The organism is Pseudomonas sp. ANT_H4, from assembly GCF_008369295.1.
Lineage (GTDB): Bacteria > Pseudomonadota > Gammaproteobacteria > Pseudomonadales > Pseudomonadaceae > Aquipseudomonas.
The window spans coordinates 317998-344908 of the sequence record NZ_VOBG01000002.1; the positions used below are offsets into that span (position 1 = coordinate 317998).

Annotated in this window: 23 protein-coding genes; 12 read left to right on the forward strand and 11 right to left on the reverse strand. The window is 60.3% G+C overall.

The annotated features are described in order from the left end of the window. Positions 1–97: 97 nt before the first annotated feature. The 5 genes from rlmF to FQ182_RS04135 all read right to left on the reverse strand — a co-directional run bounded on the left by rlmF (position 98) and on the right by FQ182_RS04135 (position 6816). Positions 98–1120: a 23S rRNA (adenine(1618)-N(6))-methyltransferase RlmF gene (gene rlmF, locus FQ182_RS04115; RefSeq protein ID WP_149410983.1), complete on the reverse strand. Its 1023-nt coding sequence runs from the start codon at positions 1118–1120 to the stop codon at positions 98–100. 180 nt (positions 1121–1300) lie between these two features. Continuing rightward, positions 1301–4147, reverse strand: coding sequence for a valine--tRNA ligase (locus tag FQ182_RS04120; RefSeq protein ID WP_149410984.1), 2847 nt, complete (start codon positions 4145–4147; stop codon positions 1301–1303). A gap of 188 nt (positions 4148–4335) precedes the next feature. Further along, positions 4336–4725: a DNA polymerase III subunit chi gene (locus FQ182_RS04125; RefSeq protein WP_149410985.1), complete on the reverse strand. Its 390-nt coding sequence runs from the start codon at positions 4723–4725 to the stop codon at positions 4336–4338. Between the two features lie 7 nt (positions 4726–4732). Continuing rightward, the gene (locus FQ182_RS04130; protein WP_149410986.1) at positions 4733–5161 is read right to left on the reverse strand and encodes a DNA polymerase III subunit chi; all 429 of its coding nucleotides are present in this window, start codon (positions 5159–5161) and stop codon (positions 4733–4735) included. Positions 5162–5325: 164 nt separating this feature from the next. Further along, positions 5326–6816, reverse strand: a complete 1491-nt coding sequence (locus tag FQ182_RS04135; protein ID WP_149410987.1) for a leucyl aminopeptidase — start codon at positions 6814–6816, stop codon at positions 5326–5328. Between the two features lie 282 nt (positions 6817–7098). Between FQ182_RS04135 and lptF the strand changes: the two genes are divergently transcribed. From lptF to tadA, 10 genes are all read left to right on the forward strand, one after another. Beyond that, positions 7099–8217 (forward strand): LPS export ABC transporter permease LptF, encoded by a 1119-nt coding sequence (lptF, locus tag FQ182_RS04140; protein ID WP_149410988.1) that lies wholly within the window; start codon positions 7099–7101, stop codon positions 8215–8217. Continuing rightward, entirely contained in the window at positions 8210–9289 is a 1080-nt protein-coding gene (gene lptG / locus FQ182_RS04145; protein WP_149410989.1) for an LPS export ABC transporter permease LptG, read from the forward strand. The genes lptF and lptG overlap by 8 nt, the downstream gene beginning before the upstream one ends. A gap of 153 nt (positions 9290–9442) precedes the next feature. Next, on the forward strand, positions 9443–11242 hold the full coding sequence (gene lepA / locus FQ182_RS04150; protein WP_149410990.1) for a translation elongation factor 4: 1800 nt from the start codon (positions 9443–9445) through the stop codon (positions 11240–11242). A 5-nt stretch (positions 11243–11247) separates the two neighbouring features. Next, on the forward strand, positions 11248–12102 hold the full coding sequence (gene lepB, locus FQ182_RS04155; RefSeq protein ID WP_149410991.1) for a signal peptidase I: 855 nt from the start codon (positions 11248–11250) through the stop codon (positions 12100–12102). 199 nt (positions 12103–12301) lie between these two features. Beyond that, positions 12302–12991 carry a ribonuclease III gene (gene rnc / locus FQ182_RS04160; protein ID WP_149410992.1) on the forward strand — a complete coding sequence of 230 codons (690 nt, stop codon included), beginning with the start codon at positions 12302–12304 and terminating at the stop codon, positions 12989–12991. Beyond that, positions 12984–13886 (forward strand): GTPase Era, encoded by a 903-nt coding sequence (gene era / locus FQ182_RS04165; protein ID WP_133099750.1) that lies wholly within the window; start codon positions 12984–12986, stop codon positions 13884–13886. Before rnc ends, era begins: the two co-directional genes overlap by 8 nt. A gap of 160 nt (positions 13887–14046) precedes the next feature. After that, positions 14047–14736: a DNA repair protein RecO gene (gene recO, locus FQ182_RS04170; protein ID WP_149410993.1), complete on the forward strand. Its 690-nt coding sequence runs from the start codon at positions 14047–14049 to the stop codon at positions 14734–14736. A 52-nt stretch (positions 14737–14788) separates the two neighbouring features. Further along, a complete protein-coding gene (gene pdxJ, locus FQ182_RS04175) occupies positions 14789–15532 on the forward strand; it encodes a pyridoxine 5'-phosphate synthase (protein ID WP_149410994.1) in 744 nt (247 codons plus the stop codon). Positions 15533–15635: 103 nt separating this feature from the next. Then, positions 15636–17015 carry a multicopper oxidase family protein gene (locus FQ182_RS04180; protein ID WP_149410995.1) on the forward strand — a complete coding sequence of 460 codons (1380 nt, stop codon included), beginning with the start codon at positions 15636–15638 and terminating at the stop codon, positions 17013–17015. Then, positions 17015–17512: a tRNA adenosine(34) deaminase TadA gene (gene tadA, locus FQ182_RS04185; RefSeq protein ID WP_149410996.1), complete on the forward strand. Its 498-nt coding sequence runs from the start codon at positions 17015–17017 to the stop codon at positions 17510–17512. Before FQ182_RS04180 ends, tadA begins: the two co-directional genes overlap by 1 nt. Before the next feature lie 117 nt (positions 17513–17629). Here the strand turns inward: tadA and cmoB are convergent, their stop codons facing one another. The 6 genes from cmoB to FQ182_RS04220 form a co-directional block, all read right to left on the reverse strand. Then, entirely contained in the window at positions 17630–18586 is a 957-nt protein-coding gene (gene cmoB, locus FQ182_RS04190; protein ID WP_149410997.1) for a tRNA 5-methoxyuridine(34)/uridine 5-oxyacetic acid(34) synthase CmoB, read from the reverse strand. After that, on the reverse strand, positions 18583–19326 hold the full coding sequence (gene cmoA, locus FQ182_RS04195) for a carboxy-S-adenosyl-L-methionine synthase CmoA (protein WP_149410998.1): 744 nt from the start codon (positions 19324–19326) through the stop codon (positions 18583–18585). Before cmoA ends, cmoB begins: the two co-directional genes overlap by 4 nt. Positions 19327–19526: 200 nt before the next feature. Next, the gene (locus tag FQ182_RS04205) at positions 19527–20171 is read right to left on the reverse strand and encodes a lysoplasmalogenase (protein ID WP_149410999.1); all 645 of its coding nucleotides are present in this window, start codon (positions 20169–20171) and stop codon (positions 19527–19529) included. A 1-nt stretch (position 20172) separates the two neighbouring features. Continuing rightward, a complete protein-coding gene (locus tag FQ182_RS04210; protein ID WP_149411000.1) occupies positions 20173–20565 on the reverse strand; it encodes a protease inhibitor I42 family protein in 393 nt (130 codons plus the stop codon). A gap of 208 nt (positions 20566–20773) precedes the next feature. Continuing rightward, a complete protein-coding gene (gene lon, locus FQ182_RS04215; RefSeq protein WP_149411001.1) occupies positions 20774–23194 on the reverse strand; it encodes an endopeptidase La in 2421 nt (806 codons plus the stop codon). Positions 23195–23316: 122 nt separating this feature from the next. After that, on the reverse strand, positions 23317–24306 hold the full coding sequence (locus FQ182_RS04220; RefSeq protein WP_149411062.1) for a GntR family transcriptional regulator: 990 nt from the start codon (positions 24304–24306) through the stop codon (positions 23317–23319). Positions 24307–24653: 347 nt separating this feature from the next. On the opposite strand from FQ182_RS04220, the gene FQ182_RS04225 reads away from it, so the two are divergent. After that, positions 24654–25997: an amidase gene (locus FQ182_RS04225; protein ID WP_149411002.1), complete on the forward strand. Its 1344-nt coding sequence runs from the start codon at positions 24654–24656 to the stop codon at positions 25995–25997. 11 nt (positions 25998–26008) lie between these two features. After that, a complete protein-coding gene (locus FQ182_RS04230; RefSeq protein ID WP_003234086.1) occupies positions 26009–26887 on the forward strand; it encodes a polysaccharide deacetylase in 879 nt (292 codons plus the stop codon). Positions 26888–26911 lie beyond the last annotated feature (24 nt).

A 26911-nucleotide genomic window follows, 5' to 3' on the forward strand; every position in this document is an offset into this window, starting at 1 on the left:
AACTGTAGACGCGAGGGGGACGCCTAGTTCTTGCTCGTGAAAAACGCCAGGATAGCGCGGGCATTCCGGAGAAGCGCGGAGCCCTTGCTCCTTGGGTTTAGTCTTTACGGGCCCAGCGCTGACGCCAGGTCTGCTGCTCGGATTTGGTCTGGAAGGTCCAGGCAACGAAGCGGCTCTGTTTCTGCCCCTGAGACATTTCCACCACCTGGCTTTCCAGCACTCCGGCCTTTTTCAGCGCGGTCTGGATTGCTGGCAGGTTGGACGCTTTTGATACCAGGGTGCTGAACCACAACACCTTTTGCTGGAAGTTCGTGCTCTCGGCGATCAACTGCGTGACAAACCGTGCTTCGCCGCCTTCACACCACAATTCGGCCGATTGGCCACCAAAATTGAGCACAGGCAGTTTACGTTTCGGGTCGGCCCGGCCTAGGGCGCGCCATTTGCGCTCGCTGCCTTTGGTCGCTTCATCCATGGAGGCATGGAACGGCGGGTTGCACATGGTCAGGTCAAAGCGCTCGCCCGGCTCCAGCAGGCCTAGCAGGATGTGCTTGGGGTTGCTTTGCAGGCGCAGCTGGATGGACTTGTTCAGCCCGTTGGACTGCACAATGGCCTTGGCAGCGGCCACGGCTGTCGGGTCGACTTCCGAACCGAGGAAGTGCCAGCGGTAATCGCTATAGCCGATCAACGGGTAGACACAGTTGGCGCCCATGCCGATGTCCAGCACCTTGACCGGCGCGCCACGGGGGATCACGCCCTCGTTGACGCTGGCCAGCAGGTCGGCCAGAAAGTGTACGTAGTCGGCACGCCCAGGAACCGGTGGGCACAGGTAATCAGCCGGGATATCCCAGTGATTGACGCCATAGAAGGACTTGAGCAGCGCCCGGTTGAACACCCGCACCGCATCCGGGCTGGCGAAGTCGATGCTTTCCTTGCCGTAGGGGTTGAGGATCACGAACTTGGCCAGTTCTGGCGTGGTCTTGATCAGCGCCGGGAAGTCGTAACGGCCCTGATGGCGGTTACGCGGGTGCAGGCTGGCCTTTTCCCGTGGAACGACGACCTTGGCCGGGGTTACGGGTTTAGGCTTCTTGCGCGGTGCTTTGGGTGTGCTGGGGGTGGTCATGGCTGCGTCGATTCTGGGTTTGCTTCAAGAGTGGCGGGTATTGTCACACATTCCAGAGTCGATTTCGGTCAAATGTGGGAGCCAGCTCCCACATTGATCGGGTTTTCAACAGGAAATATCGGTGTTCTGCCGGGCCAAAAAAAAGAGACCCGAAGGTCTCTTTTTTACACGGGCTCCACCTTACAGGCTGGAAATCCGCGCATGTTGTTCCGCCAACTTGCCCAACGCCTGTTCGGCTTCGGCCAGCTTGGCGCGTTCCTTGTCGATGACTTCCGCCGGAGCCTTATCAACGAAGGCAGCATTGGACAACTTGCCGCCAACCCGCTGCACTTCGCCTTGCAGACGCAGGATTTCCTTGTCCAGGCGCGCCAGCTCAGCCGCTTTGTCGATCAGGCCGGCCATGGGCACCAGCACTTCCATCTCGCCTACCAGTGCGGTAGCCGACAGCGGTGCTTCGACGCCAGCCGCTAATACGGTGATCGATTCCAGCTTGGCCAGCTTCTTGATCAGTGCATCGTTCTCGGTGAGGCGACGCTGATCTTCGGCACTGACGTTCTTCAGGAACAAGGTCAGCGGCTTGCCAGGACCAATGTTCATCTCGGCGCGAATGTTGCGGGTGCCGAGCATCAGCGCCTTGAGCCATTCGATATCGTCTTCAGCCGCCTGATCAATGCGCGCTTCGTTGGCCACCGGCCAAGGTTGCAGCATGATGGTCTTGCCTTCGATGCCAGCCAGCGGCGCCAGGCGCTGCCAGATTTCCTCGGTGATGAACGGCATGAACGGATGGGCCAGGCGCAGTGCCACTTCCAGAACGCGCACCAGGGTGCGACGGGTGCCACGCTGACGTTCGATTGGCGCGTTCTCGTCCCACAGCACTGGCTTGGACAGCTCCAGGTACCAGTCGCAATACTGGTTCCAGATGAACTCGTACAAGGCCTGGGCGGCCAGGTCGAAGCGGAACTGGTCGAGTTGGCGGGTCACTTCGGCTTCGGTGCGCTGCAGCTGGGAGATGATCCAGCGATCCGCCAGGGACAGCTCGACTTCTTCGCCGTTCTGTCCACAGTCTTCGCCTTTATCCAGTACGTAGCGGGCGGCGTTCCAGATCTTGTTGCAGAAGTTGCGATAGCCTTCGACGCGGCCCATGTCGAACTTGATGTCGCGACCGGTGGACGCCAGCGAGCAGAAGGTAAAGCGCAGAGCGTCGGTGCCGTAGCTGGCAATGCCGTCGGCGAACTCGTCGCGGGTCTGCTTTTCGATCTTTTTCGCCAGTTTTGGCTGCATCAGGCCCGAGGTGCGTTTTTGCACCAGGGTTTCCAGGTCGATGCCGTCGATGATGTCCAGTGGGTCAAGGACGTTGCCCTTGGACTTGGACATCTTCTGGCCCTGGCCATCGCGTACCAGGCCGTGGACGTACACGGTCTTGAACGGTACTTGCGGCGTGCCGTCTTCGTTCTTCACTAGGTGCATGGTGAGCATGATCATCCGGGCGACCCAGAAGAAAATGATGTCGAAGCCGGTAACCAGCACGTCGGTGGAGTGGAATTTTTTCAGGAACTCGGTCTGCTGCGGCCAGCCCAGGGTGGAGAAGGTCCACAAGCCCGAACTGAACCATGTGTCCAGTACGTCGTTGTCCTGTTGCAGCGCAATGTCCGGGCCGAGGTTGTGCTTGGCCCGCACTTCGGCTTCGTCGCGGCCAACGTAGACCTTGCCCGACTCGTCGTACCAGGCCGGAATGCGGTGGCCCCACCACAGCTGGCGGCTGATGCACCAATCCTGGATGTCACGCATCCACGAGAAGTACATGTTTTCGTACTGTTTAGGCACGAACACAATACGGCCGTCTTCCACTGCCGCAATCGCGGGTTCAGCCAGAGGCTTGGTGGAGACATACCACTGGTCGGTCAGCCAAGGCTCGATGATGGTGCCGGAGCGGTCGCCTTTCGGCACTTTCAGGCCGTGGTCGTCGACGCTGACCAGCAGGCCCGCTGCGTCGAAAGCTGCAACTATCTGCTTGCGCGCTTCAAAACGGTCGAGGCCGGCGTATTGGGCCGGGATCTTGCCGTCGATGCTTTCGTTTAGTTTGCCGTCGAGGTTGAACACCTGACAGGCCGGTAGTACAGCGGCGTTTTTGTCGAAGATGTTCAGCAGCGGCAGGTTGTGGCGCTTGCCGACTTCATAATCGTTGAAATCGTGGGCCGGGGTGATTTTCACACAGCCGGTGCCGAATTCTGGGTCGCAGTAGTCGTCAGCAATGATCGGGATGCGACGGCCAACCAAAGGCAGGTCGATGAACTTGCCGATCAGTGCTTTATAACGTTCGTCTTGCGGGTTCACGGCCACGGCGGCGTCGCCGAGCATGGTTTCCGGACGAGTGGTAGCGACGATCAGGTAGTCGTTGCCTTCGGCGGTCTTGGCGCCGTCGGCCAGCGGATACTTGAGGTTCCACAGGAAACCTTTCTCGTCGTGGTTTTCCACTTCAAGGTCGGAAATCGCCGTGTGCAGCTTGGTGTCCCAGTTGACCAGGCGCTTGCCGCGGTAGATCAGGCCGTCTTCATGCAGGCGCACGAAGGCTTCTTTCACAGATTCCGACAGGCCGTCGTCCATGGTGAAGCGCTCGCGGCTCCAGTCGACGGACGAACCCAAGCGACGAATTTGACGGCTGATGTTGCCGCCGGATTGATCTTTCCATTCCCATATTTTTTCCAGGAATTTTTCGCGGCCCAGGTCGTGACGGCTCTGGCCTGCGGCTTCCAGTTGGCGTTCCACCAGCATCTGGGTGGCGATGCCGGCGTGGTCGGTGCCCGGTTGCCACAGGGTGTTGCGGCCCTGCATGCGGCGGAAGCGGATCAACGCATCCATGATCGCATTGTTGAAGCCATGGCCCATGTGCAGGCTGCCAGTGACGTTCGGTGGCGGAATCATGATGGTGTAGGCATCGCCCGCGCCTTGCGGAGCGAAATAGTTCTCGGACTCCCAGGTCTTGTACCAGGAAGTTTCAATAGCGTGCGGCTGGTAGGTCTTATCCATGCGCGGCGGGACCCTAGTTGGCATTTATTCAGGAAAGCCGACAAGTATAACGGGGGATAGGGGAGAGGGGTAGGAGCGAGCTTGCTCACAAAAAACCTGAGGGCGGCGCGTTCATTCTGAACGCCCGCGTTATCGTTCACGACCTTCGTCGGAACGCCGCAGGAGCAAGCTCGCTCCAGGGGAACTGCTTAATTTTGATACTGGCTGAGCAACCGCTCCATTCGCGCATCCAGCCGACGCTTGATCTCGGTTTCGATATGCGGGGCGAAGTCGTCGATCACGTCCTGCATGATCAACTGCGCCGCGGCGCGCAGTTCGTTGTCCAGGTGCAGCAGAAGGGCGTCGGGCGTTTTTTCGGCAGCAGGTTCGGGTACCGCTTGTACAGCAGGCGTTTCGACAGGCTCTGGCGCGACAGGTTTGCCACCGACCATATCGAGCAACAGGGGAATTTGTACGTCGCCAGTGACGGCATCAGTCAAAAGCGGCGGCTGCAGATTGTCTTCACCGAGCAACTGGCGGATCGACTCAAGGTCATCCAGCAGATGGTCAGACGTTTTTAGCGGGTTTGGAGTGTCCATCGTGTGCTCAGAGTCGCTGTAACCGGTGATCTTGCAGAGAATAGCCCTGTTCGCGGTAGAAACGGAAACTCTCCCGCGCGGCCTGACGAATAGCTGGGTCTTCCACCACCACTTCTGCCACACGGGCGAAACCCTTGGCGAAGGCCGGTACTTTCAGGTCCAGGTTGACCAACAGGTCATGATGATCGCCGCAGCTATCTCCCAAGCCAAGTACTACCAGGCCATCGGGCTCTGATTCGGCGGGCCCATGAGGCACGAAGCTTTCGCCCTTGAAGCGCCACAGGCGGGCGTCAAGGTCATCACGCTGGGCGGCATCGATGCAATGCAGGTAAATGCGGTGGCCCATGCGCCAGGCTTTTTCGGTGAGTTTGCAGGCAAAGTCCAGGCGTGCCGAAGGATCGGCGCTGGGCAGGATATAGAAGTCGACTTGGGTCATTGCGGTTCCTGAACCCTGGCCGGCTAGTATGGAGCCGACCCGGGAATTGTAGGAGCGAGCTTGCTCGCGAAAAGCCTGAGGGCGCCGCGTGCATTCAGAATGCCCGCGTCATCGTTGACGATCTTCGTCGGAGGGCCGCCCGGAGCAAACTCGCTCTCCAGGGCTTAGGCCTTGGCGCGATCCAGCAGGTATTGGGTCAGCAGGGGCACCGGACGGCCAGTGGCGCCCTTGTCCTTGCCACCGCTTGTCCAGGCCGTGCCCGCGATGTCCAGGTGGGCCCAGTTGAAGTTCTTGGCAAAGCGCGACAGGAAGCAGGCTGCCGTGATGGTGCCGGCTTTTGGGCCGCCGATGTTGGCGATGTCGGCGAACGGGCTGTCCAGCTGCTCCTGGTACTCATCGAACAGCGGCAACTGCCAGGCGCGGTCGTCGGCTTGCTTGCCGGCGCTGAGCAGTTGCTCGATCAATTCGTCGCTATTGCCCAGCAGGCCCGAAGTGTGGGAGCCCAGGGCAACGATGCACGCACCGGTCAGGGTGGCGATGTCGATCACCGCTTGTGGCTTGAAGCGTTCGGCGTAGGTCAGGGCGTCGCACAGCACCAGGCGGCCTTCGGCGTCGGTGTTGAGGATTTCCACGGTCTGGCCGCTCAAGGTGGTGACGATGTCGCCCGGACGCGCTGCGCCGCCGCTTGGCATGTTCTCGGCGCAGGCCAGGATGCACACCAGGTTGATCGGCAGCTTGAGTTCGAGCACGGCGCGCAGGGTACCGAAGACACTGGCGGCGCCGCCCATGTCGTACTTCATCTCGTCCATGCCCAGGCCAGGCTTGAGGCTGATGCCACCGGTGTCGAAGGTGATGCCTTTACCCACCAGGGCGTACGGCTTCTCGGATTTCTTGCCGCCGTTGTATTGCATCACGATCAGGCGTGGCGGCTGGTCGCTGCCCTGGCCCACGGCGTAGAACGAGCCCATGCCCAGTTCCTTGATCTTCTTCTCATCGAGGACTTCGACTTTCAGGCCCTTGAATTCCTTGCCCAGCGCCTTGGCTTGTTCGCCGAGGAAGGTTGGGTGGCAGATGTTCGGTGGCAGGTTACCCAGGTCACGGGTAAACGCCATGCCGCCGGCGATGGCCTGGGCGTGGGTCACGGCGCGTTCAACTTCCGCCTGGGCGGCCTTGATGGTCAGCAGGGTGACTTTCTTCAGGGCACGGGGTTCGGTTTTCTGGCTCTTGAACTGATCGAAGACGTATTCGCCGTCCAACAGGGTTTCTGCCAGCAGACGGGTCTTGCCGTAGCTGTCGCGGCCCTTGACCACGATTTCGTCCAGTGCCAGTGCTGCATCGCTGCCGCCCAGGCCCTTGAGGGTATTGAGAATGGCGCTGATGATCTTGCGGAACGGACGGTCGCCCAGTTCGGCGTCCTTGCCCACGCCCACCAGCAATACGCGGTCGGCTTTGAGGTTAGGCAGGCTCTGCAGCAACAGACACTGGCCGACCTTGCCGGCCAGGTCGCCGCGCTTGAGCACGGCGCTGATGGCGCCACCGCTCAGTTCGTCCAGTTGTTTGCCGGCAGCGCCAAGCTTGCGGCCTTCGCCGACGGCGACCACGAGGGTGGCGGTTTTCAACGTTTCGGGGCTAACGCTTTTTACAACCAGTTCCATTTTCGGGTCCCTTATAAAGGTCAGTGAGCCTGGAGTCTGTACTCCGGCTTATAAGCTTGGCGGCCTGTAGGCCGCCTGCGACAAAGGCCGCAGTTTGAACCTCGCGGTCTTCGCCTGACAACCCTTGCCGGCAGCTTTGTGCGCCTGCTTGAGCATGTGCAGTGACAGGCGCGGACAATCCCATGATAATGCGTCATCTTTTTAGCCGGCCCGTGCCAATGGGTCGACTCGTTATACTTGCTTGTTTGGCCGCCTTAGCCTGACAACCCTGGAGTGTCTGGTTTGATCGTCTTCCGTTATCTGTCCCGCGAAGTCATGTTGACCCTGAGTGCCGTAAGCGCGGTATTGCTGGTCATCATCATGAGTGGTCGCTTCGTTAAATACCTGGCCCAGGCTGCCTCGGGCGCCCTTGATCCGGGCTCGCTGTTCCTGATCATGGGCTTTCGCTTGCCGGGTTTCCTGCAGCTGATTTTGCCGTTGGGCCTGTTTCTCGGGATTCTGCTGGCCTATGGCCGGCTGTATCTGGAAAGCGAGATGACCGTGCTCTCGGCCACCGGCATGAGCCAGCAGCGTCTGCTGGCCATGACCATGGTCCCGGCCACCGGCGTCGCTTTGGTGGTGGCCTGGCTGAGCCTGAGCCTGGCCCCCCAGGGCGCCATGCAGTTCCAGTTGCTGCTCAATAAACAGGACGCCATGACCGAGTTCGACACCTTGGTACCGGGTCGCTTCCAGGCGCTCAACGATGGTACTCGGGTGACCTATACCGAGACGTTGAGCGACGATCGCGCGAACCTGGGTGGCGTATTCATTTCCGAGAAGCGCCTGAGCCAGGACAAGAAAGACCGTGGTATTTCTGTGCTGGTAGCTGACTCGGGCCGCCAGGAAGTGCGCCCAGACGGCAGTCGCTACTTGATTCTGGAAAACGGCTATCGCTACGACGGTAACCCTGGCCAGGCGACTTATCGCGCCATTAAGTACGACACCTACGGCGTGATGCTGGCCAAGCCGGATATCAGCAGCGAAGTCACCGACCGCGACGCCATCCCGACCCTCGACCTGATCGGCAATAAGGAGCTGCGGGCCACCGCCGAGCTTCAATGGCGCCTGTCGTTGCCGCTACTGGTGTTTATCGTGACCCTGATGGCCGTGCCGCTGTCGCGCGTCAATCCGCGCCAAGGGCGCTTCCTCAAGCTGTTGCCGGCGATCTTGCTGTACATGGCTTACCTGACGATCCTGATTTCCGCCCGTGGCTCCCTGGAGAAAGGCAAGCTGTCGCCGACCCTGGGCTTGTGGTGGGTTCACGGAATCTTCCTGGCGATTGGGCTGTTGCTGCTTTATTGGGAACCGTTGCGGTTGAAGATGGCGAGTCGCCGCAGCATGAAGGAGTTGGCTCGTGGTTAAGCTCGACCGCTACATAGGTAGCAGCGTACTGATCGCAATCCTCGCGGTACTGGGGATTATTCTGGGCCTGGCGTCGTTGTTTGCCTTTATCGACGAAGTCGGCAGTGTCAGCGACACCTACACTGTGACTGACGTGCTGAGCTATGTGGCGCTGACGGCGCCTCGTCGTCTCTACGACATGATGCCGATGGCCGCGCTGATCGGTTGCCTGATCGGCCTCGGTAGCCTGGCCAGCAACAGCGAGCTGACCATCATGCGCGCGGCGGGTGTTTCCATCGGTCGCATCGTCTGGGCGGTCATGAAGCCGATGCTGGTGTTGGTGCTGGCCAGCGTCCTGGTCGGTGAGTATGTGGCGCCACCTGCTGAAGCGCTGGGTCAGGCCAATCGCGCCCTGGCCCAGGGCTCGGGTGATGCCCAGAGCTCCAGGCACGGCCTCTGGCACCGCCAGGGTGATGAATTTATCCACATCAACGCCGTACAGCCTGGCGGCTTGCTGATTGGTGTCACCCGTTATCACTTTGATAAAGAACGGCACATGTTGTCGTCCAGCTTTGCCAAGCGCGCACAGTTCGGCCAGGATCACTGGCAGTTGACCGACGTGACCACCACTTACTTTCGTAATGTTGGCATGGGCACCCAGGCCAGCACTGAAGTGATCAATGTGCCGACAGAGCGTTGGGACATTGCCTTGAGCCCGCAACTGCTCAATACCGTGATCATGATCCCGGAAAGCCTGCCGATCACCGGTTTGTGGGGCTATATCCACTACCTCAAGGATCAGGGCCTGAACAACGGCCGCTACTGGCTGGCGTTCTGGGTCAAGGTATTGCAACCGGTAGTGACGGCCGCCCTGGTGCTGATGGCGATCTCCTTTATCTTCGGCCCGCTGCGTTCGGTAACCCTCGGTCAGCGTGTATTCACAGGCGTACTGGTGGGCTTTACCTTCCGTATCGCCCAGGATTTGCTGGGGCCGTCGAGCCTGGTTTTCGGTTTCTCACCGTTATTCGCGGTGCTGGTGCCGACCACTATCTGCGCCTTGGCCGGGTTCTGGCTGTTACGCCGAGCCGGTTGATCCTGCGCTTATGAACAAAAAAATGCCCCGATTGCGAGATCGGGGCATTTTTGTTCTTGGTCACTGTTGGTGACGTCACGCCCGGGCATCAGGTACAATTCCCGGCTATTTTTCAGCGGGCAGTCTGCCTGCAGCCTTTTTGAGTGTTGATCCGTGAGTGATTTGAGTCATATCCGCAATTTCTCCATCATCGCCCACATTGACCATGGTAAGTCGACGCTGGCCGATCGATTCATCCAGATGTGCGGCGGCCTTGCCGAGCGTGAAATGGAAGCCCAGGTACTGGACTCCATGGACCTCGAACGCGAGCGCGGGATCACCATCAAGGCCCACAGCGTTACTCTGTATTACACCGCCCGCGATGGCATCAAGTACCAACTGAACTTCATTGACACCCCAGGCCACGTTGACTTCACCTACGAAGTCAGCCGGTCGCTGGCGGCCTGTGAAGGCGCGTTGCTGGTTGTAGACGCGGGGCAGGGCGTGGAAGCCCAGTCCGTGGCCAACTGCTACACCGCCATCGAACAAGGACTGGAAGTCATGCCGGTGCTGAACAAGATCGACCTGCCACAGGCCGATCCAGACCGCGTGAAAGAAGAAATCGAGAAGATCATCGGTATCGATGCCACCGATGCCGTCGAGTGCAGCGCCAAGACCGGCCAGGGCGTCGACGAAGTGCTCGAACGCCTGGTTCACACCATTCCCGCTCCTACCGGCAACTACGAAGATCCGCTGCAAGCGTTGATCATCGACTCCTGGTTCGACAACTACCTGGGCGTTGTTTCCTTGGTACGCGTGCGCCACGGCCGTGTGAAGAAGGGCGACAAGATCCTGGTCAAATCCACCGGCAAGATCCACCTGGTGGACAGCGTTGGTGTATTCAACCCGAAACACACCGCGACCGTTGATCTGAAAGCTGGTGAAGTAGGCTTCATCATCGCCGGCATCAAGGACATCCACGGTGCGCCGGTCGGCGACACCCTGACCTTGAGCTCCACCCCTGATGTCGACGTGCTGCCGGGCTTCAAACGCATCCAGCCGCAGGTCTACGCCGGCCTGTTTCCGGTCAGCTCCGACGACTTCGAAGACTTTCGCGAAGCGCTGCAAAAGCTGACCCTCAACGACTCGTCGTTGCAGTACACCCCGGAAAGCTCCGATGCCCTGGGCTTTGGCTTCCGTTGCGGCTTCCTCGGCATGCTGCACATGGAAATCATCCAGGAGCGCCTGGAGCGCGAGTACGACCTGGACCTGATTACCACGGCGCCAACGGTTATTTTTGAGCTGTTGCTCAAAACCGGTGAAACGATTTACGTTGATAACCCGTCCAAGCTCCCGGATCTGTCTGCCATCGAAGACATGCGCGAACCGATCGTGAGGGTGAATATTCTTGTGCCGCAGGAACACCTGGGCAACGTTATTACCCTGTGTATCGAAAAGCGTGGCGTGCAGCACGACATGCTGTTCCTCGGTACCCAGGTGCAAGTGACCTACGATTTGCCGATGAACGAAGTGGTCCTGGACTTCTTCGACCGTCTCAAATCCACCAGTCGCGGCTATGCTTCGCTGGATTACCATTTCGATCGTTATCAATCAGCTAATCTGGTGAAGCTGGACGTGCTGATCAATGGTGACAAGGTCGATGCCCTGGCGCTGATCGTGCACAAGGAAAACGCGCACTACAAAGGTCGCCAGTTGACCGAGAAGATGAAAGAACTGATTCCGCGCCAGATGTTCGATGTCGCGATCCAGGCCGCCATTGGCGGGCAGATCATTGCACGGACCTCCGTCAAAGCTCTCAGAAAAAACGTACTGGCCAAATGCTATGGCGGCGACGTCAGCCGCAAGCGCAAGCTGCTTGAAAAGCAAAAGGCCGGTAAAAAACGCATGAAGCAAGTGGGCAACGTGGAAATTCCACAAGAAGCCTTCCTTGCGGTGCTCAGGTTGGATAGTTAGGTCCTATGTCACTAAATTTCCCGCTGTTGCTGGTCATCGCCGTTGCCGTTTGCGGTCTATTGGCGTTGCTCGATCTGCTTTTCTTCGCCCCGCGTCGGCGGGCGGCTATCGCGTCCTATCAGGGCAGCGTCAGCCAGCCCGATGGCGTGGTCATCGAGAAACTCAACAAAGAGCCGCTGCTGGTTGAATACGGCAAGTCGTTCTTCCCGGTATTGTTCATCGTGCTGGTGTTGCGTTCGTTTCTGGTGGAGCCGTTTCAGATTCCTTCGGGATCGATGAAGCCGACCCTGGATGTGGGTGACTTCATCCTGGTGAACAAGTTTTCCTACGGGATTCGCTTGCCGGTGCTCGACAAGAAAGTGATCGAGATCGGTGATCCGCAACGCGGCGATGTGATGGTGTTCCGCTACCCAAGCGACCCGAACGTCAACTACATCAAGCGTGTGGTGGGCCTGCCGGGTGATGTGATTCGCTACACCAGCGACAAGCGCCTGTTCGTCAACGGCGAGTCGGTGGCGGAAAAACTGATCGGTTCCGAACCGAACACCTTGGGCAGCGCCGAGCTGTACCAGGAAAAACTCGGAGTGGTAGAGCACGAGATCCGCAAGGAAATGAGCCGCTACCGTTCCCCGCCCGACAATCAATGGACAGTGCCTGCAGGGCATTACTTCATGATGGGCGACAATCGTGACAACTCCAATGACAGCCGCTACTGGGACGATCCGAACATTCCCAAGGAGCTGCTGGGCATGGTCCCCGACCAGAATATCGTCGGCAAGGCCTTTGCGGTCTGGATGAGTTGGCCGGAACCCAAGCTCAGCCACCTGCCGAACTTCTCGCGGGTGGGGCTGATCAAGTAATCCATGCGGCGCTGTGAACACAGCGCCGAATGCTTTTCTGGGCCTTGGACAAATCGTCCGGTCCTGTGCAGCACCTACGCGGTGCTGCACACAACAATAGCCAGGATGTAAATTTGAACACAGCGTTAATCGTCGATGGCCGCCGGTGCCTCGCCCTTCAAGTGGTGAAGTTCGGCCACGAACTGAATGTGGGTAAACCGTGAGCGTTTCTTTAAGCAGTCTCGAGCGTCAGCTCGGTTACACCTTCAAGGACCAGGAATTGATGGTCCTTGCCCTGACACACCGCAGTTTTGCCGGGCGTAACAACGAGCGCCTGGAATTCCTCGGTGATGCCATCCTTAACTTTGTTGCCGGTGAAGCCCTGTTTGTTCGCTTCCCTCTGGCCCGTGAAGGCCAGTTGTCGCGCCTGCGCGCGCGCCTGGTGAAAGGCGAAACCCTGGCCGTGCTGGCCCGGGGTTTCGATCTGGGCGAATACTTGCGCCTAGGCTCCGGCGAGTTGAAAAGCGGCGGTTTCCGTCGCGAGTCGATTCTGGCCGACGCCCTTGAAGCGCTGATCGGGGCGATCTACCTCGATGCAGGCATGGACATGGCCCGCGAGCGGGTACTGGCCTGGCTGACCTCGGAGTTCGACAGCCTGACGCTGGTGGACACCAACAAAGATCCCAAGACCCGCCTGCAAGAGTTCCTGCAGTCGCGCGGGTGTGAGCTGCCACGTTACGAAGTGGTGGATATCCAGGGTGAGCCTCATTGCCGAGTTTTCTTCGTCGAATGTGAAATCACCTTACTGAATGAAAAAAGCCGAGGTCAGGGTGTGAGTCGTCGTATTGCCGAACAGGTAGCGGCCGCCGCAGCACTGATAGCCCTGGGCGTGGAGAATGGCCATGACTGATTCAACCGCAACTCGCTGTGGCTATGTTGCCATCGTCGGCCGCCCCAACGTGGGCAAGTCCACGTTGCTGAACCACATCCTCGGGCAAAAGCTGGCGATCACTTCGCGCAAGCCCCAGACCACCCGCCACAACATGCTGGGAATCAAGACCGAAGGCAACATCCAGGCGGTCTATGTTGATACCCCGGGCATGCACAAAGGCGGCGAGAAAGCCCTCAACCGCTACATGAACAAGACCGCTTCGGCGGCGTTGAAAGACGTCGACGTGGTGATCTTCGTGGTCGACCGCACCAAGTGGACCGACGAAGACCAGATGGTCCTCGAGCGCGTGCAGTACGTCACCGGCCCCTTGATCGTCGCGTTGAACAAGACCGACCGTATCGAAGACAAGGCCGAGCTGATGCCGCACCTGAGCTGGCTGCAGGAACAACTGCCGAACGCCCAGATCATGCCGATCTCGGCCCAGCATGGGCACAATCTCGAAGCCCTGGAGCGGGTGATTGCCGGGTATCTGCCGGAGAACGAGCACTTCTTCCCGGAAGACCAGATCACCGACCGCAGCAGCCGTTTCCTCGCCGCAGAACTTGTGCGCGAGAAAATCATGCGCCAGATGGGCGCCGAGCTGCCGTACCAGATCACCGTGGAAATCGAAGAGTTCAAGCAGCAGGGCAAGACCCTGCATATCCACGCGCTGATCCTCGTCGAACGTGACGGCCAGAAGAAAATCATCATTGGCGACAAGGGCGAGCGCATCAAGCGCATTGGCACCGAAGCGCGCAAGGACATGGAATTGCTGTTTGATTCCAAGATCATGCTCAACCTGTGGGTCAAGGTTAAGGGTGGTTGGTCCGATGATGAGCGGGCATTGCGCTCCCTGGGTTACGGCGACCTGTAATACGCTGCTTCCCCCTGTAGGAGCGAGCTTGCTCGCGAAAAACGTTAACGATGACGCGTTCTTTCTGAATAGGCGTGTCGTTCTCAGGTTCTTCGCGAGCAAGCTCGCTCCTACAGTGATGCCCATCGCTTTGAAGACCGTGTTCCCTCAGCGAGCCCCCATGTCTCAATCCCCACCCACCGGCCAGCCCGCTTACGTCTTGCACAGCCGTGCCTACCGTGAAAACAGCGCGTTGGTGGACTTCCTCACGCCACAAGGTCGCCTGCGGGCGGTGTTGCGCAGTGCGCGGGGCAAGGCGGGGACGCTGGCGCGACCATTCGTGGCCCTGGAAGTGGAGTTTCGCGGACGCGGCGAGCTGAAAAACGTCGGCCGCATGGAAAGCGCCGGGGCTTCCAACTGGCTCAATGGCGAAGCGCTGTTCAGCGGCCTCTACCTCAACGAACTGCTGATTCGCCTACTGCCCGCTGAAGACCCGCACCCCGCCGTTTTCGATCACTACGCCGCCACCTTACTGGCCCTGGCCGAAGGCCGCCCCCTGGAGCCGTTGCTGCGGGCTTTCGAGTGGCGCCTGCTGGACGACTTGGGCTACGGCTTCGAACTGAGCCAGGACCTGCACGGCGACCCCATCGCCGCCGACGGTATGTATCGCCTGCAGGTGGACGCGGGTCTAGAACGGGTCTACCTGCTGCAACCCGGCCTTTTTCAGGGCACTGAGCTGCTGGCCATGGCCGAGGCCGACTGGACCGCTCCCGGCGCCCTGTCTGCCGCCAAGCGTCTGATGCGCCAGGCCCTGGCCGTGCACTTGGGTGGTCGGCCGCTGGTCAGTCGCGAGTTGTTTCGAAAGCCCTGACATCCCCGTGTATGCTGTGCAGCGATTCCTTCCCTCTTCAGGAGCGCTTTTCGTGACCACCAGCAATCGCATTCTTCTCGGCGTGAACATCGACCACGTAGCCACCCTGCGCCAGGCACGGGGCACCCGTTACCCTGATCCGGTCAAGGCCGCGCTGGATGCCGAGGAAGCGGGCGCCGACGGCATCACCGTGCACCTGCGCGAAGACCGCCGGCACATCCAGGAGCGCGACGTGCTGCTGCTCAAGGACGTGCTGCAAACCCGCATGAACTTCGAAATGGGCGTCACCGAAGCAATGATGGTGTTCGCTGAGCGTATTCGTCCGGCGCATATCTGCCTGGTCCCGGAAACCCGTCAGGAATTGACCACCGAAGGCGGCCTGGACGTTGCCGGCCAGGAAGCACGGATCAAGGCGGCGGTTGAGCGCCTGGCGACGATCGGTTGTGAAGTCTCGTTGTTCATCGACGCTGATGAGCGGCAGATCGAGGCCTCTAAACGCGTCGGCGCCCCGGCCATTGAGCTGCACACTGGCCGTTACGCCGACGCCACTACGCCGACCGAAGTCGCCGATGAGTTGCAGCGCATCGTCGACGGCGTGGCCTGTGGTCTTGCCCAAGGCCTGATCGTTAACGCTGGCCATGGCCTGCACTACCACAACGTCGAAGCGGTGGCTGCGATCAAGGGCATCAACGAGCTGAACATCGGCCATGCCCTGGTGGCCCACGCGCTGTTCGTCGGTTTCAAAGGCGCGGTCGCCGAGATGAAAGCCCTGATTCTGGCTGCTGCCAAGGCCTGAAAACGCCACTGCGGCAACCCGCGCCCTTACTGTTTCGCATTTGCGGGTGTATCGTATTTGCCCTTTGCGGGTCTCGGACCCGCGGTAGATACGTGAGGTTGTTGTGTCCCTATCCTTTTCCCGTCGACAAATCCTCGGTGGTCTTGCAGGTTGTGCAGTGGTTGGCGTCGGTGCCGGTGGCGCCTACCGCTACTGGCTGGGGAAAATGGCAGACGCCGAGGCGGGTCACGATTACGAGCTGATCGCAGCACCCCTGGATGTGGAATTGGTACCCGGGCACAAGACCCAAGCCTGGGCCTTTGGCCCATCGGCGCCGGGCACCGAGTTGCGGGTGCGTCAGGGCGAATGGCTGCGGGTGCGCTTTATCAACCACCTGCCGGTTGCTACCACCATCCACTGGCACGGCATTCGCCTGCCGCTGGAAATGGATGGCGTGCCCTACGTTTCGCAACTGCCGGTGTTGCCGGGCGAGTATTTCGATTACAAATTTCGCGTGCCCGACGCCGGCAGCTACTGGTATCACCCCCATGTGAACAGCAGTGAAGAGCTGGGCCGTGGCCTGGTGGGCCCGCTGATCATCGAAGAGCGCGAGCCCACCGGTTTCAAGCACGAATGCACCCTGAGCCTGAAAAGCTGGCACGTGGACGAAGAGGGCGCCTTTGTTGTCTTCAGCATTCCCCGTGAAGCAGCCCGTGGTGGCACCGCTGGGCGCTTGTCGACCATCAATGGTGTGTCCCAGGCAGTGATCGACCTCCCGGCCGGGCAGATCACCCGTGTGCGGCTGCTCAACCTCGACAATACCCTGACCTATCGCCTCAACATCCCCGGAGTTGAAGCGCAGATCTATGCGCTGGACGGCAACCCCATCGAGCCCCGGCCCTTGGGCAAGGAATACTGGCTGGGGCCGGGCATGCGCATTTGTCTGGCAATCAAGGCACCGGCTGCTGGAGAAGAATTGTCGATCCGTAACGGCCCGGTGCGCCTTGGCACGTTCCGTTCGGTGGTCAACACTGACGCGCCCACCGAGTGGCCGCCCGCGCTGCCGGCAAACCCGATTGCCGAGCCGGACCTGGCCAATGCCGAGAAACTCAACTTCAATTTCGAATGGGTGGGTTCGGTGTCGGTGAATGTCGACAATAAGCCGCCAAGCCTGTGGCAGATCAACGGGCAGGCCTGGGATATCACCGACAAGACCTGCGCCGACCGCCCGATTGCCAAGCTTGAAAAGGGCAAGAGCTACATTTTCGAATTGAAGAATATGACCCAGTACCAACACCCGATCCACTTGCACGGCATGAGTTTCAAGGTCATCGCCTCGAACCGGCACAAGGTCATCCCGTACTTCACCGACACCTACCTGCTGGGCAAGAACGAACGCGCCCGCGTGGCCCTGGTGGCGGATAACCCTGGTGTGTGGATGTTCCACTGCCATGTGATCGACCACATGGAAACCGGCCTGATGGCCGCCATCGAGGTGGCGTGATGCGCCAGATTCGCCCAATGGCGATTATTGATCGTAGCCGCGACCAGGACTTCATGCGCGAAGCGCTGACCCTCGCCGCCCAAGGCGCGGCGCTCGGCGAAGTGCCGGTGGGCGCGGTGTTGGTGCAGGACGGTGAAATCATTGGCCGAGGCTTCAACTGCCCTATCAGTGGCAACGACCCCAGTGCGCATGCCGAGATGGTCGCCATCCGCGCGGCTGCCCAGGCGGCGAGCAATTACCGCCTGCCGGGCAGCACCCTCTACGTGACGCTGGAACCGTGCAGCATGTGCGCCGGCTTGATCGTCCATTCGCGTATTGCGCGGGTGGTGTACGGTGCGCTGGAGCCAAAAGCCGGGATCGTGCAAAGCCAGGGGCAGTTCTTTACCCAGGGTTTTCTCAATCATCGGGTGCTGTTTGAAGGCGGGGTGCTGGCTGAGGAATGCGGGACGGTGTTGAGTGAGTTCTTCAAGGCGCGAAGAGCCAACCCCCCCGGTTGATCGTTATATTCTCGTAGCAGCTGCCGAGCGCCAGCGAGGCTGCGTCGGCAGCACCCATTAATGCGCGGTACTCGCCACGCAGCCTCGCCCCGGCTCGACAGCTGCTACGGGGGGAGATTACTTGCGGGCGACGATAACGGCGCGCATCGGCGCCGGCAGCCCTTCGATAGTCTTGCTGTGATCTTCGGGGTCGAGGAAGTCGCTCAGGGACTGAAACTTCATCCACTGCGTGCCACGTTGTTCCTCGACTGTGGTTACGCTCACATCCACACAGCGCACATCACTGAAGCCAGCACGGCGCAGCCACAGCATCAGCGCCGGCACCGACGGCAGGAACCACACGTTGCGCATCTGCGCATAACGGTCTTCCGGCACCAACACTTGCTGCTGATCGCCTTCAATCACCAGGGTTTCCAGCACCAACTCGCCGCCCTTGACCAGGCAGTCCTTGAGCGCCAGCAAATGCTCGATGGGTGAACGACGGTGGTAAAACACACCCATGGAAAATACTGTGTCGAAGCCTTCCATGTTCGGCGGCAGGTCTTCGAAGGGAAACGGCAAGTGCCAGGCATTCGGCGCGCACAGGTAACGCTGCACCGCCTGGAACTGGCAGAAGAACAGCCAGTTCGGGTCGACGCCAATCACGCTGTCGGCTCCGGCACCCAGCATGCGCCACATGTAATAGCCGTTGCCGCAACCGACATCGAGGATGCGCTTGCCCTTGAGGTCCAGGTGCGGGGCCACTCGTGACCACTTCCAGTCCGAGCGCCATTCGGTGTCGACATGCACGCCAAACAGGTCGAAAGGCCCTTTGCGCCACGGGCATAGGCCCATCAACGCGGTACGCATTTGTACGCGGGTTTCGTCGTCGCAATCAGTGTCGAGGATCAGGCCGTTCAGCAGGTCAATTTCGCTGGGCATGATCTTCGGCAACGCATCCAGCGCACCTTGCCAGCGCTCCAGGTCGCCATGACCCTTTTCCATCTTGCTATCGAGTTGCGCTTGCAGGCCTTGGGCCCATACAGCCAGGGGAGTGCCGACTAGGTGGCGGGCGAGGGGAGACAGATCAATCATGGCAGGGCAATCAACGAGGCAAAGTTAAGACACTGGAACCACGGCACGACTTTCGAGAACCCGGCGGCCAGCAGGCGTTCGCGGTGTTCTTCGAGGCTGTCGGGCTTCATGATGTTTTCGATGGCGCTGCGCTTCTGGGCGATTTCCAGTTCGCTGTAGCCGTTGGCGCGTTTGAAGGCGATGTGCAGGTCGGTCAGCAGTGCGTGTTCTTCAAGGTCGTTGAAACGCAGCTTTTCCGAGAGGATCAGCGCACCACCGGGCAGCAATGACTGACGAATTCGCCCGAGCAATGCCAGGCGCTCTTCGGGGGCGATAAATTGCAGGGTGAAATTCAGCGCCACCACCGAAGCCGGCTGGAATTGCAGTGCGAGGATATCGCCCTCGATCACCTCCACCGGCAGCAGTTCCTGGAACATCGAGTCCTGGCCGTTGAGGTATTCCCGGCACCGTTCGACCATCGCCGCAGAGTTATCCACAGCGATTACCCGGCAACCGTCCGTGCGTACGTGTCGGCGCAGCGCCTGGGTCACCGCGCCGAGGGACGAGCCCAGGTCGTAGAGCACGCTACCCGGCTGGGCGAACTGCGCTGCCAGCACGCCAAGGTTCTCGACAATGGTCGGGTAACCGGGCACCGAACGCTTGATCATGTCCGGGAACACCCGCACCACGTCTTCGTTGAAGGCGAAGTCCGGCACTTGGGGCAAGGGCTGGGCGAATAGACGATCGGGTTCTTTGCTCACGGCTGTTCCGGCGACGAAGGGGGAAAAGCGGGCATTTTAGCCAAGTTGGCTTTGGGATGCGCGGGTTGTCTGATGGAACGCCGACGCGGTAATTCCCCACTGCCCCTGTAGGAGCGAGCTTGCTCGCGAAAAACGCCAACGATAACGCGGGAATCTGGATTAACGCGGTGCTGCTGCGTTCTTCGCGAGCAAGCTCGCTCCTACAGGGGGGCGGGTTGTTTCTGATGAAAGGCGGAGGCGGTAATTCCCCACTGCCCTAGCCAGTAGCTGATGATCAGCAAATACGGCGCTGCCTCAAACGTCACCACAAAGCGATTGATCCCGATCAGCGTGTCAGAAAACACAAACGCCGCCGCGCCCACCGCCGCCAGTTGCGCCGAGCGCTTGGGCACGTCGCTGCCCAAGCGTGCCAGCGCCCGCCAGAGCATGGCGCTGATTACCAAGGCGTAAATCACCACAGGCACCAGCAATGGCCCCAGGCCATGGGAAATCAGAATACTCAGCAAGATCGCGCCCACTACCAGCGCCAACACCAACGGCAACAGTGCCGGGCGGCGGCAATCGCTTAAGTAGGCTTTCAAATACGCCAGGTGGGCGAACAGGAAGGCGCCGAGGCCAAAGATGAACAGGTCGCCGGGCCACGCCAGCAGCACATCACCCACCAGGGAAAAAATCAGGCCCAGGCTGATCCAGCGTCGATAGTCGCTGGGCGGCGCGTCATGCAGCCAGCCCAGCAGCGCCAGCACCGGCAAGGGTTTGACCAACAGACAGAGCAGGGTGGCGTGGGTGTTCAGGCCGTACATGAAAGTGGCGGCACCCATCAGCGCGAGAATCAGCCAAGGCATATCAGTTCACCGTAATGGCGCAGTCGAAGGTCTCCACCGGGTTTACTTCCGGGGCCCAGGGTTGCTGGGAGGTCAGGCGTAAACGGCCTTCGCCTGCGGCAACGGCCTGGAAGCGCCATGTGGATTGCCCGGCTGCGCCCACCACTCCGGCGTTTTCGGGGTTGCTGTAGACCTCGGGACTGAGGCTGCGCAGCACGCCGCCAGCCGAATCCTGGATGGCCCAGCGGTAACCGGTGGTGGGGTTGCTGGGTAAGGTGAGAATCAGGGTTTGCCCGGTTTTGAGTTGGAGCGGGCAGGCGCTCTGTTTTTCCAAAGTGACGTTTTGCTTCGGTGCACTGGCGCACGCGGCGAGCAAGGCAAGGCTCAGGGGAAGCAGCAGACGGGCAGCGGTCATGGGGGCTCCATTCATTCACGACGAAGGGCGAGCATAACCGAAGATGAGACAAGGTGTGACAAGAGGGAGGTCCGACAGGTCGCTTTCCTGTAGCAGCTGTCGAGCCCCAGCGAGGCTGCGTCAGGCGCGACGCGGTGTCGTGCCTGGCTCGGAGTCGGTGGTGCTGCCAACGCAGCCTCGCTGGAGCTCGACAGCTGCTACGGGTTACTTAGAACAACACCTTCGCCACGTCCGCAAACCGCTTGGCGAAGTGCACCGTCATGCCTTCCTTCAGGTACTCCGGCAACTCTTCAAAACTGCCGCGATTGGGCTCCGGCAAGATCAGCTCGTGAATCTTCTGGCGTCGCGCTGCAATCACCTTTTCCCGAACCCCGCCAATCGGCAGCACATGCCCGGTGAGCGTCAACTCGCCAGTCATGGCCACGCCTTTTTTCGGCGGCTGGTTGCGGGCAAGGGACAGCAGCGCACTGGCCATGGTCACTCCGGCGCTCGGGCCGTCTTTGGGCGTTGCGCCTTCCGGTACGTGAAGATGGACGAAAGCCTCGTCAAAAAACTTCGGATCACCACCAAACGACTTGAGGTTGGCGCTGATGTAGCTGTAGGCGATCTCGGCGGATTCCTTCATTACGTCACCCAGTTGCCCGGTGAGTTTGAAACCGCGATTGAGGGTATGAATGCGCGTCGCCTCGATCGGCAAGGTGGCGCCGCCCATGCTGGTCCAGGCCAGGCCGGTGATCACACCGGTGCCCGACAGCACTTGCTCGTTGCGGAACACCGGCATGCCCAGCGAGGTTTCCAGATCCTTGTTGCCGATCTTGATCACTAACGTGGGCTCATCCAGCAGCTTGACCACCGCCTTGCGCACCAGTTTGCCCAGCTGTTTCTCCAACTGGCGCACTCCGGCTTCCCGGGCGTAGCCATCGATCACTGCACGCAGGGCGCCGTCGCTGATGGACAGGCTGGTCTTCGCCACACCGGCTTTTGCCAGCTGCTTGGGCCACAGGTGACGCTTGGCGATGGCGATTTTTTCTTCGGTGATATAGCCCGACAGGCGAATCACTTCCATCCGGTCCAGCAACGGGCCAGGGATTGAGTCCAGGGTGTTGGCGGTGCAGACGAACAGCACTTTTGACAGGTCCAGGCGCAGGTCCAGGTAGTGGTCGAGAAATTCCACGTTCTGTTCCGGGTCGAGGGTTTCCAGCAGGGCCGAGGCCGGATCGCCCTGGTAGCTCTGGCCCATCTTGTCGATCTCGTCGAGCATGATCACCGGGTTCATCACTTCTACATCTTTAAGCGCCTGCACCAGCTTGCCGGGCATGGCGCCGATGTAGGTGCGGCGATGGCCCTTGATCTCGGCCTCGTCACGCATTCCGCCGACGCTGAAGCGGTAGAACGGCCGACCCAGTGATTCGGCGATGGACTTGCCGACGCTGGTCTTGCCCACGCCCGGCGGCCCAACCAGCAACACGATGGAGCCGGCGACTTCGCCTTTATAGGCGCCGACGGCAAGGAATTCGAGGATGCGGCTCTTGATGTCGCCCAGGCCAGCGTGGTGTTTATCCAACACCTTGCGAGCGTGCTTGAGGTCGAGTTTGTCCTTGCCATACACGCCCCACGGCACCGAGGTGGCCCAGTCCAGGTAGTTGCGGGTGACCGCGTACTCCGGCGAGCCGGTTTCCAGGATCGACAATTTGTTCAGTTCTTCATCGATGCGCTTTTGCGCCTGGGCCGGCAAAACCTTGCCTTCCAGGCGCTGCTGGAACTGCTCGACATCGGCACTGCGATCATCCTTTGTAAGACCAAGCTCCTGCTGGATGACCTTGAGCTGTTCCTTGAGGAAGAACTCGCGCTGGTGCTCGCCGATCTTGCGGTTCACTTCGGCGGAGATTTCTTTTTGCAGGCGCGCGACTTCGACTTCCTTGCGCAGCATTGGCAAGACTTTTTCCATGCGTTTGAGCATGGGCACGCAGTCCAGCACTTCCTGCAATTCGTTACCGGTGGCCGAGGTCAACGCGGCGGCGAAATCGGTCAGTGGCGACGGATCGTTGGGGCTGAAGCGGTTGAGGTAGTTCTTCAACTCTTCGCTGTACAGCGGGTTGAGTGGCAGCAGTTCCTTGATCGCGTTGATCAGCGCCATGCCATAGGCCTTGACCTCGTCGGTCGGCTCGCTCGGTTGGTGTGGGTATTCGACTTCCACCAGGTACGGTGGGCGGTGGTGCTTGAGCCAGGTGCGAATCCTCACGCGGGTCAGGCCCTGGGCGACGAATTGCAGCTTGCCGTTTTCGCGGCTGGCGTGGTGGACCTTCACCAGAGTGCCGTACAGCGGCAGGCTGGAGGTGTCGAAGTGCCGCGGATCGTCAGGGGGCGTGTCCATGAAAAACAGGGCAAGGGAATGGTGATCGGATTTGCTCACCAGCTCCAGGGTTTCGGCCCATGGCTCTTCATTGACGATCACTGGCAGCACTTGCGCCGGGAAGAAGGGCCGATTGTGGATCGGGATGATGTAGACCTTGTCCGGCAGGTTTTGCCCAGGCAGGGCCAGGCCGGTGTTGGTGGAGGCGTGTTCGGCGTTTTCCGGATCGGCGTAGTCGTTGAGGTCGATATCAGGGAATTCTTGCTGGTCGCTCATGGGGCACCTGCATGGGGAAGTATGCAGGTTAGATGGGGCAGGTCAGCAGTGGTTTCAATGGTGGGGCGTTGTTAGCAACAAATTGCATGGTATTTGCTGCGACACATTTTGATCGGGTACATTCAGCTGATTTTGTTGAGGTAGCCTGGCAGCGGCTGTTCCGGCAGCACCGACAACACCTTCAAGCGCTGCAACATCCGCTGTCGGGCCCGTTGCAGGTGCTCGCGCAGGTTTAGCGCGGCGGCGTCGAACGCGCCGTGCAGCAGTAGCTCCAGGATCAGCCGGTGCTCGGCCAGCATCGCCGGATCGGCGCCGATACCCAACAGGCTGTAGAAGATCCGGCTGATGATCATCGGGCTCTGGCCCTGGCGGATCAGCGCGGCGATCTTGCGGTTTTGCAGGCCCGCCAGGCAGTGCTGGTGCAGATCTTCTTCAAGTTGTTCGATTTCTTCCAGGCTGCAATGGTCGCTGTTTTGCGCATCGATCACCCGCTGCAGCATGGCCTCCAGCATCTCGCGAGCAAGGCCCGGCGCGCTCTGGCGCAAGGCTTCGGGTTCCAGGCAGGCCCGCAACTCGTAGTCTTCGGTGACCTCCCGGGCGGTCAGCGGCCCGGCCAGCCATTGGGAATAGGGTTCCTTTTCCACCAGGCCGCGGTCTCGTAGGCGCATCAGTGCTTCACGCACCACCGCGCGGCTGACACCGTAGTGTTCGGCCGCGGCTTGTTCATCGAGGCGGTAATGACCAAAGGCAATGCAGGTGGACAGAGCCGCACCGATCTCCTCGACGATTCGCTCGCCCAGGGGCCGGGTGTCCATCAGTTCGGCCTCACCGTTAAGGCCCAGGTGCGCATGGCTCAAGGGCAGGCGCAGTGGCTCCATGTCCAGGCCATCGGGGTTGATCAGGTAGCCACGGCCATCGAAACGGCAGATCAGTCCTTCTTCATGCAGCAGGTCCAGGGCCTTGCGCACCGGGACGCGACTGGTGCCGAACAACTCGGCCAGCGGCGCTTCCAGCAGTACTAGGCCGTGGCGGGCGGTGCCGTTGACGATGGCGTCGCGCAATACCTGGTGGATCATCGCGTAACGGGAAGCCGAGGTTGACACTGCTTTCATCGGGTTCTCTGGAGCAAACGGGTCGGTGGCCTCGGATTCTCTCATAGATGTGCCTGTCACTCTGCGCCACGTCGGTGGCACTTTTTTGGGGCCTTGCAGGTAAGAATGTTACTTTTCTGCACCAAAATGTACTTATTAATAAATAATACATTATTTGACTCTGGGGGTGTTTCCGCAGGCCTGTGGGATTTTTGTTGCGGGGTTAAACCCATCTATCCCGTATGTCTGGGAGATATTCCTGATTCCCCTGAAGCGCTGTGTATCTCCATGTGACTGAGATTGGCACGAAAGCTGCCTTTGTAAAATGTATATTTTATTAATATGTACATTTATAAAGGGTCCTTCCTATGTCAGACGCCACTTCATTGGCCGAGGACTTCGCCAGCGGTCGCAGCGACCCGGTGCAAGCCCTCGAACAGGCACTCGATCAGGCGAGCCAAGTCCCAGGTGTATTTATCTCGCTGACCCCGGAGCGCGCCCTGCGGGAAGCCCAAGCGTCGGCCGCCCGCTGGCGCGCTGGGCAGCCGTTGAGTGTGTTCGATGGCGTGCCGTTGGCCTGGAAGGACCTGTTCGATGTGGCAGGCAGCGTTACCACTGCCGGTGCTGCATTTCGTCGTGATGCACCCGAAGCCCTGCTCGATGCGCCAAGCGTGGGCCTGTTGTGCCGCGCTGGCATGATCAGCGTCGGCAAGACCAATCTCAGTGAGCTGGCCTATTCCGGCCTGGGCCTGAACCCGCATTTCGGCACGCCCCACAACCCTCACGGCACCGATCAGCCACGCATTCCCGGTGGTTCGTCCTCAGGTTCCGCAGTGGCGGTGGCCGCCGGCATCGTGCCAATTGCCATGGGCACCGACACCGCCGGCTCGATCCGCATTCCCGCGGCCCTCAACGGCCTGGTGGGGTATCGCAGCAGTTGCCGGCGCTACAGCCGCGACGGTGTTTTTCCCCTGGCACATACCCTCGACAGCCTCGGCCCGTTGACCCGCAGCGTGCGTGATGCGCTGGTCATCGACGACGTGCTCAATGGTCGTGATAACCAGCAGCCGCGCAACGTACGCAGCATCAAAGGCCAACGCTTCTGGATAGAGCAAGGCGTGCTGGAGGATTCCGGGGTCGAACACAGCGTGCGTGAGAACCTTCAGCATTGTGTTGCGCAACTCCAAGCGAGCGGTGCGGTGCTGGACGTGCGTCCCTCAAAGACCTTTCAAACCACCCTTGAGCTGATCCAGCACCAAGGCTGGCTCGGCTCCTTTGAGGCCTTCGCCCTCCACGAAGCGCTGCTCGACAGCCCTGACGCAGCTCAACTCGACCCCCGCGTGCGCCGTCGCCTTGAAGCTGCTCGCACGCTGCCGGCCAGTCAGTTGCTCGGCCTGTATGACGCTCGTCGCCGTCTGCAACAGCAACTGATCGACGAACTCGACGGCGCCATCCTCATCACCCCCACCGTGGCCCATGTCGCCCCGGCTCTGGCACCGCTGGAAGCCGACGATCAACTGTTCGTCAGCACCAACCTTGCCACCCTGCGCCTGACTATGCCCGGCAGCCTGCTGGACATGCCCGGCGTGACCCTGCCCAGCGGCCGCGATGCACTGGGCCTGCCCACCGGCCTCTTGCTCAGCGCGCCCAGCGGCGAAGACGCACGCCTGCTCAGGGCTGCCCTGTCAGTCGAAACAGCACTCATTCTTTAAGGAGACACATCATGGCTAAAGACATCCTCTGTGCATTTGGCGTCGACGTCGACGCGGTCGCCGGCTGGCTCGGTTCCTACGGCGGCGAAGATTCCCCGGACGACATTTCCCGTGGCCTGTTCGCCGGTGAAATCGGCGCGCCGCGCCTGCTCAAGCTGTTCGAACGTTACGGCTTGCGCACCACCTGGTTTATCCCTGGCCACTCGATGGAAACCTTCCCCGAGCAGATGAAAGCGGTAGCCGACGCCGGCCACGAAATTGGTGTGCACGGCTACAGCCACGAAAACCCCATCGCCATGACCGCCGAGCAGGAAGAAATCGTCCTCGACAAGTCCATTGAACTGATCACCCAGGTCACCGGCAAACGGCCCACCGGCTATGTCGCGCCGTGGTGGGAATTCAGCAAGGTGACCAATGAGTTGCTGCTGAAAAAGGGCATCAAGTACGACCACAGCCTGATGCACAACGACTTCCACCCGTACTACGTGCGCAAGGGCGACAGCTGGACCAAGATCGATTACAGCCAGCACCCCGACACCTGGATGAAACCCTTGGTGCGTGGCGAAGAAACCGACCTGGTGGAGATCCCGGCCAACTGGTACCTCGACGACCTGCCGCCAATGATGTTTATCAAAAAGGCCCCCAACAGCCACGGCTTCGTCAACCCGCGCCACCTGGAAGAGATGTGGCGCGACCAGTTCGACTGGGTCTACCGCGAACACGAACATGCGGTGTTCACCATGACCATCCACCCCGACGTTTCCGGCCGCCCACAAGTGCTGTTGATGCTGGAACGGTTGATCGAACACATCCAGAGCCATGCCGGTGTGCGCTTCGTCACCTTCGACGAAATCGCCGATGACTTTATCCGCCGCCAACCCCGTACCTGACCCTTTGCCACCCCATCGAGGCGC

What these genes read in the sequence shown, in the direction of transcription:
- rlmF (WP_149410983.1), bottom strand. Translation starts at nt 1,120, where the DNA reads ATGACCACCCCCAGCACACCCAAAGCACCGCGCAAGAAGCCTAAACCC.
- FQ182_RS04120 (WP_149410984.1), bottom strand. Translation starts at nt 4,147, where the DNA reads ATGGATAAGACCTACCAGCCGCACGCTATTGAAACTTCCTGGTACAAG.
- FQ182_RS04125 (WP_149410985.1), bottom strand. Translation starts at nt 4,725, where the DNA reads ATGGACACTCCAAACCCGCTAAAAACGTCTGACCATCTGCTGGATGAC.
- FQ182_RS04130 (WP_149410986.1), bottom strand. Translation starts at nt 5,161, where the DNA reads ATGACCCAAGTCGACTTCTATATCCTGCCCAGCGCCGATCCTTCGGCA.
- FQ182_RS04135 (WP_149410987.1), bottom strand. Translation starts at nt 6,816, where the DNA reads ATGGAACTGGTTGTAAAAAGCGTTAGCCCCGAAACGTTGAAAACCGCC.
- lepB (WP_149410991.1), top strand. Translation starts at nt 11,248, where the DNA reads ATGTCACTAAATTTCCCGCTGTTGCTGGTCATCGCCGTTGCCGTTTGC.
- era (WP_133099750.1), top strand. Translation starts at nt 12,984, where the DNA reads ATGACTGATTCAACCGCAACTCGCTGTGGCTATGTTGCCATCGTCGGC.
- recO (WP_149410993.1), top strand. Translation starts at nt 14,047, where the DNA reads ATGTCTCAATCCCCACCCACCGGCCAGCCCGCTTACGTCTTGCACAGC.
- tadA (WP_149410996.1), top strand. Translation starts at nt 17,015, where the DNA reads ATGCGCCAGATTCGCCCAATGGCGATTATTGATCGTAGCCGCGACCAG.
- cmoB (WP_149410997.1), bottom strand. Translation starts at nt 18,586, where the DNA reads ATGATTGATCTGTCTCCCCTCGCCCGCCACCTAGTCGGCACTCCCCTG.
- FQ182_RS04205 (WP_149410999.1), bottom strand. Translation starts at nt 20,171, where the DNA reads ATGCCTTGGCTGATTCTCGCGCTGATGGGTGCCGCCACTTTCATGTAC.
- FQ182_RS04210 (WP_149411000.1), bottom strand. Translation starts at nt 20,565, where the DNA reads ATGACCGCTGCCCGTCTGCTGCTTCCCCTGAGCCTTGCCTTGCTCGCC.
- lon (WP_149411001.1), bottom strand. Translation starts at nt 23,194, where the DNA reads ATGAGCGACCAGCAAGAATTCCCTGATATCGACCTCAACGACTACGCC.
- FQ182_RS04220 (WP_149411062.1), bottom strand. Translation starts at nt 24,306, where the DNA reads ATGAAAGCAGTGTCAACCTCGGCTTCCCGTTACGCGATGATCCACCAG.
- FQ182_RS04225 (WP_149411002.1), top strand. Translation starts at nt 24,654, where the DNA reads ATGTCAGACGCCACTTCATTGGCCGAGGACTTCGCCAGCGGTCGCAGC.
- FQ182_RS04230 (WP_003234086.1), top strand. Translation starts at nt 26,009, where the DNA reads ATGGCTAAAGACATCCTCTGTGCATTTGGCGTCGACGTCGACGCGGTC.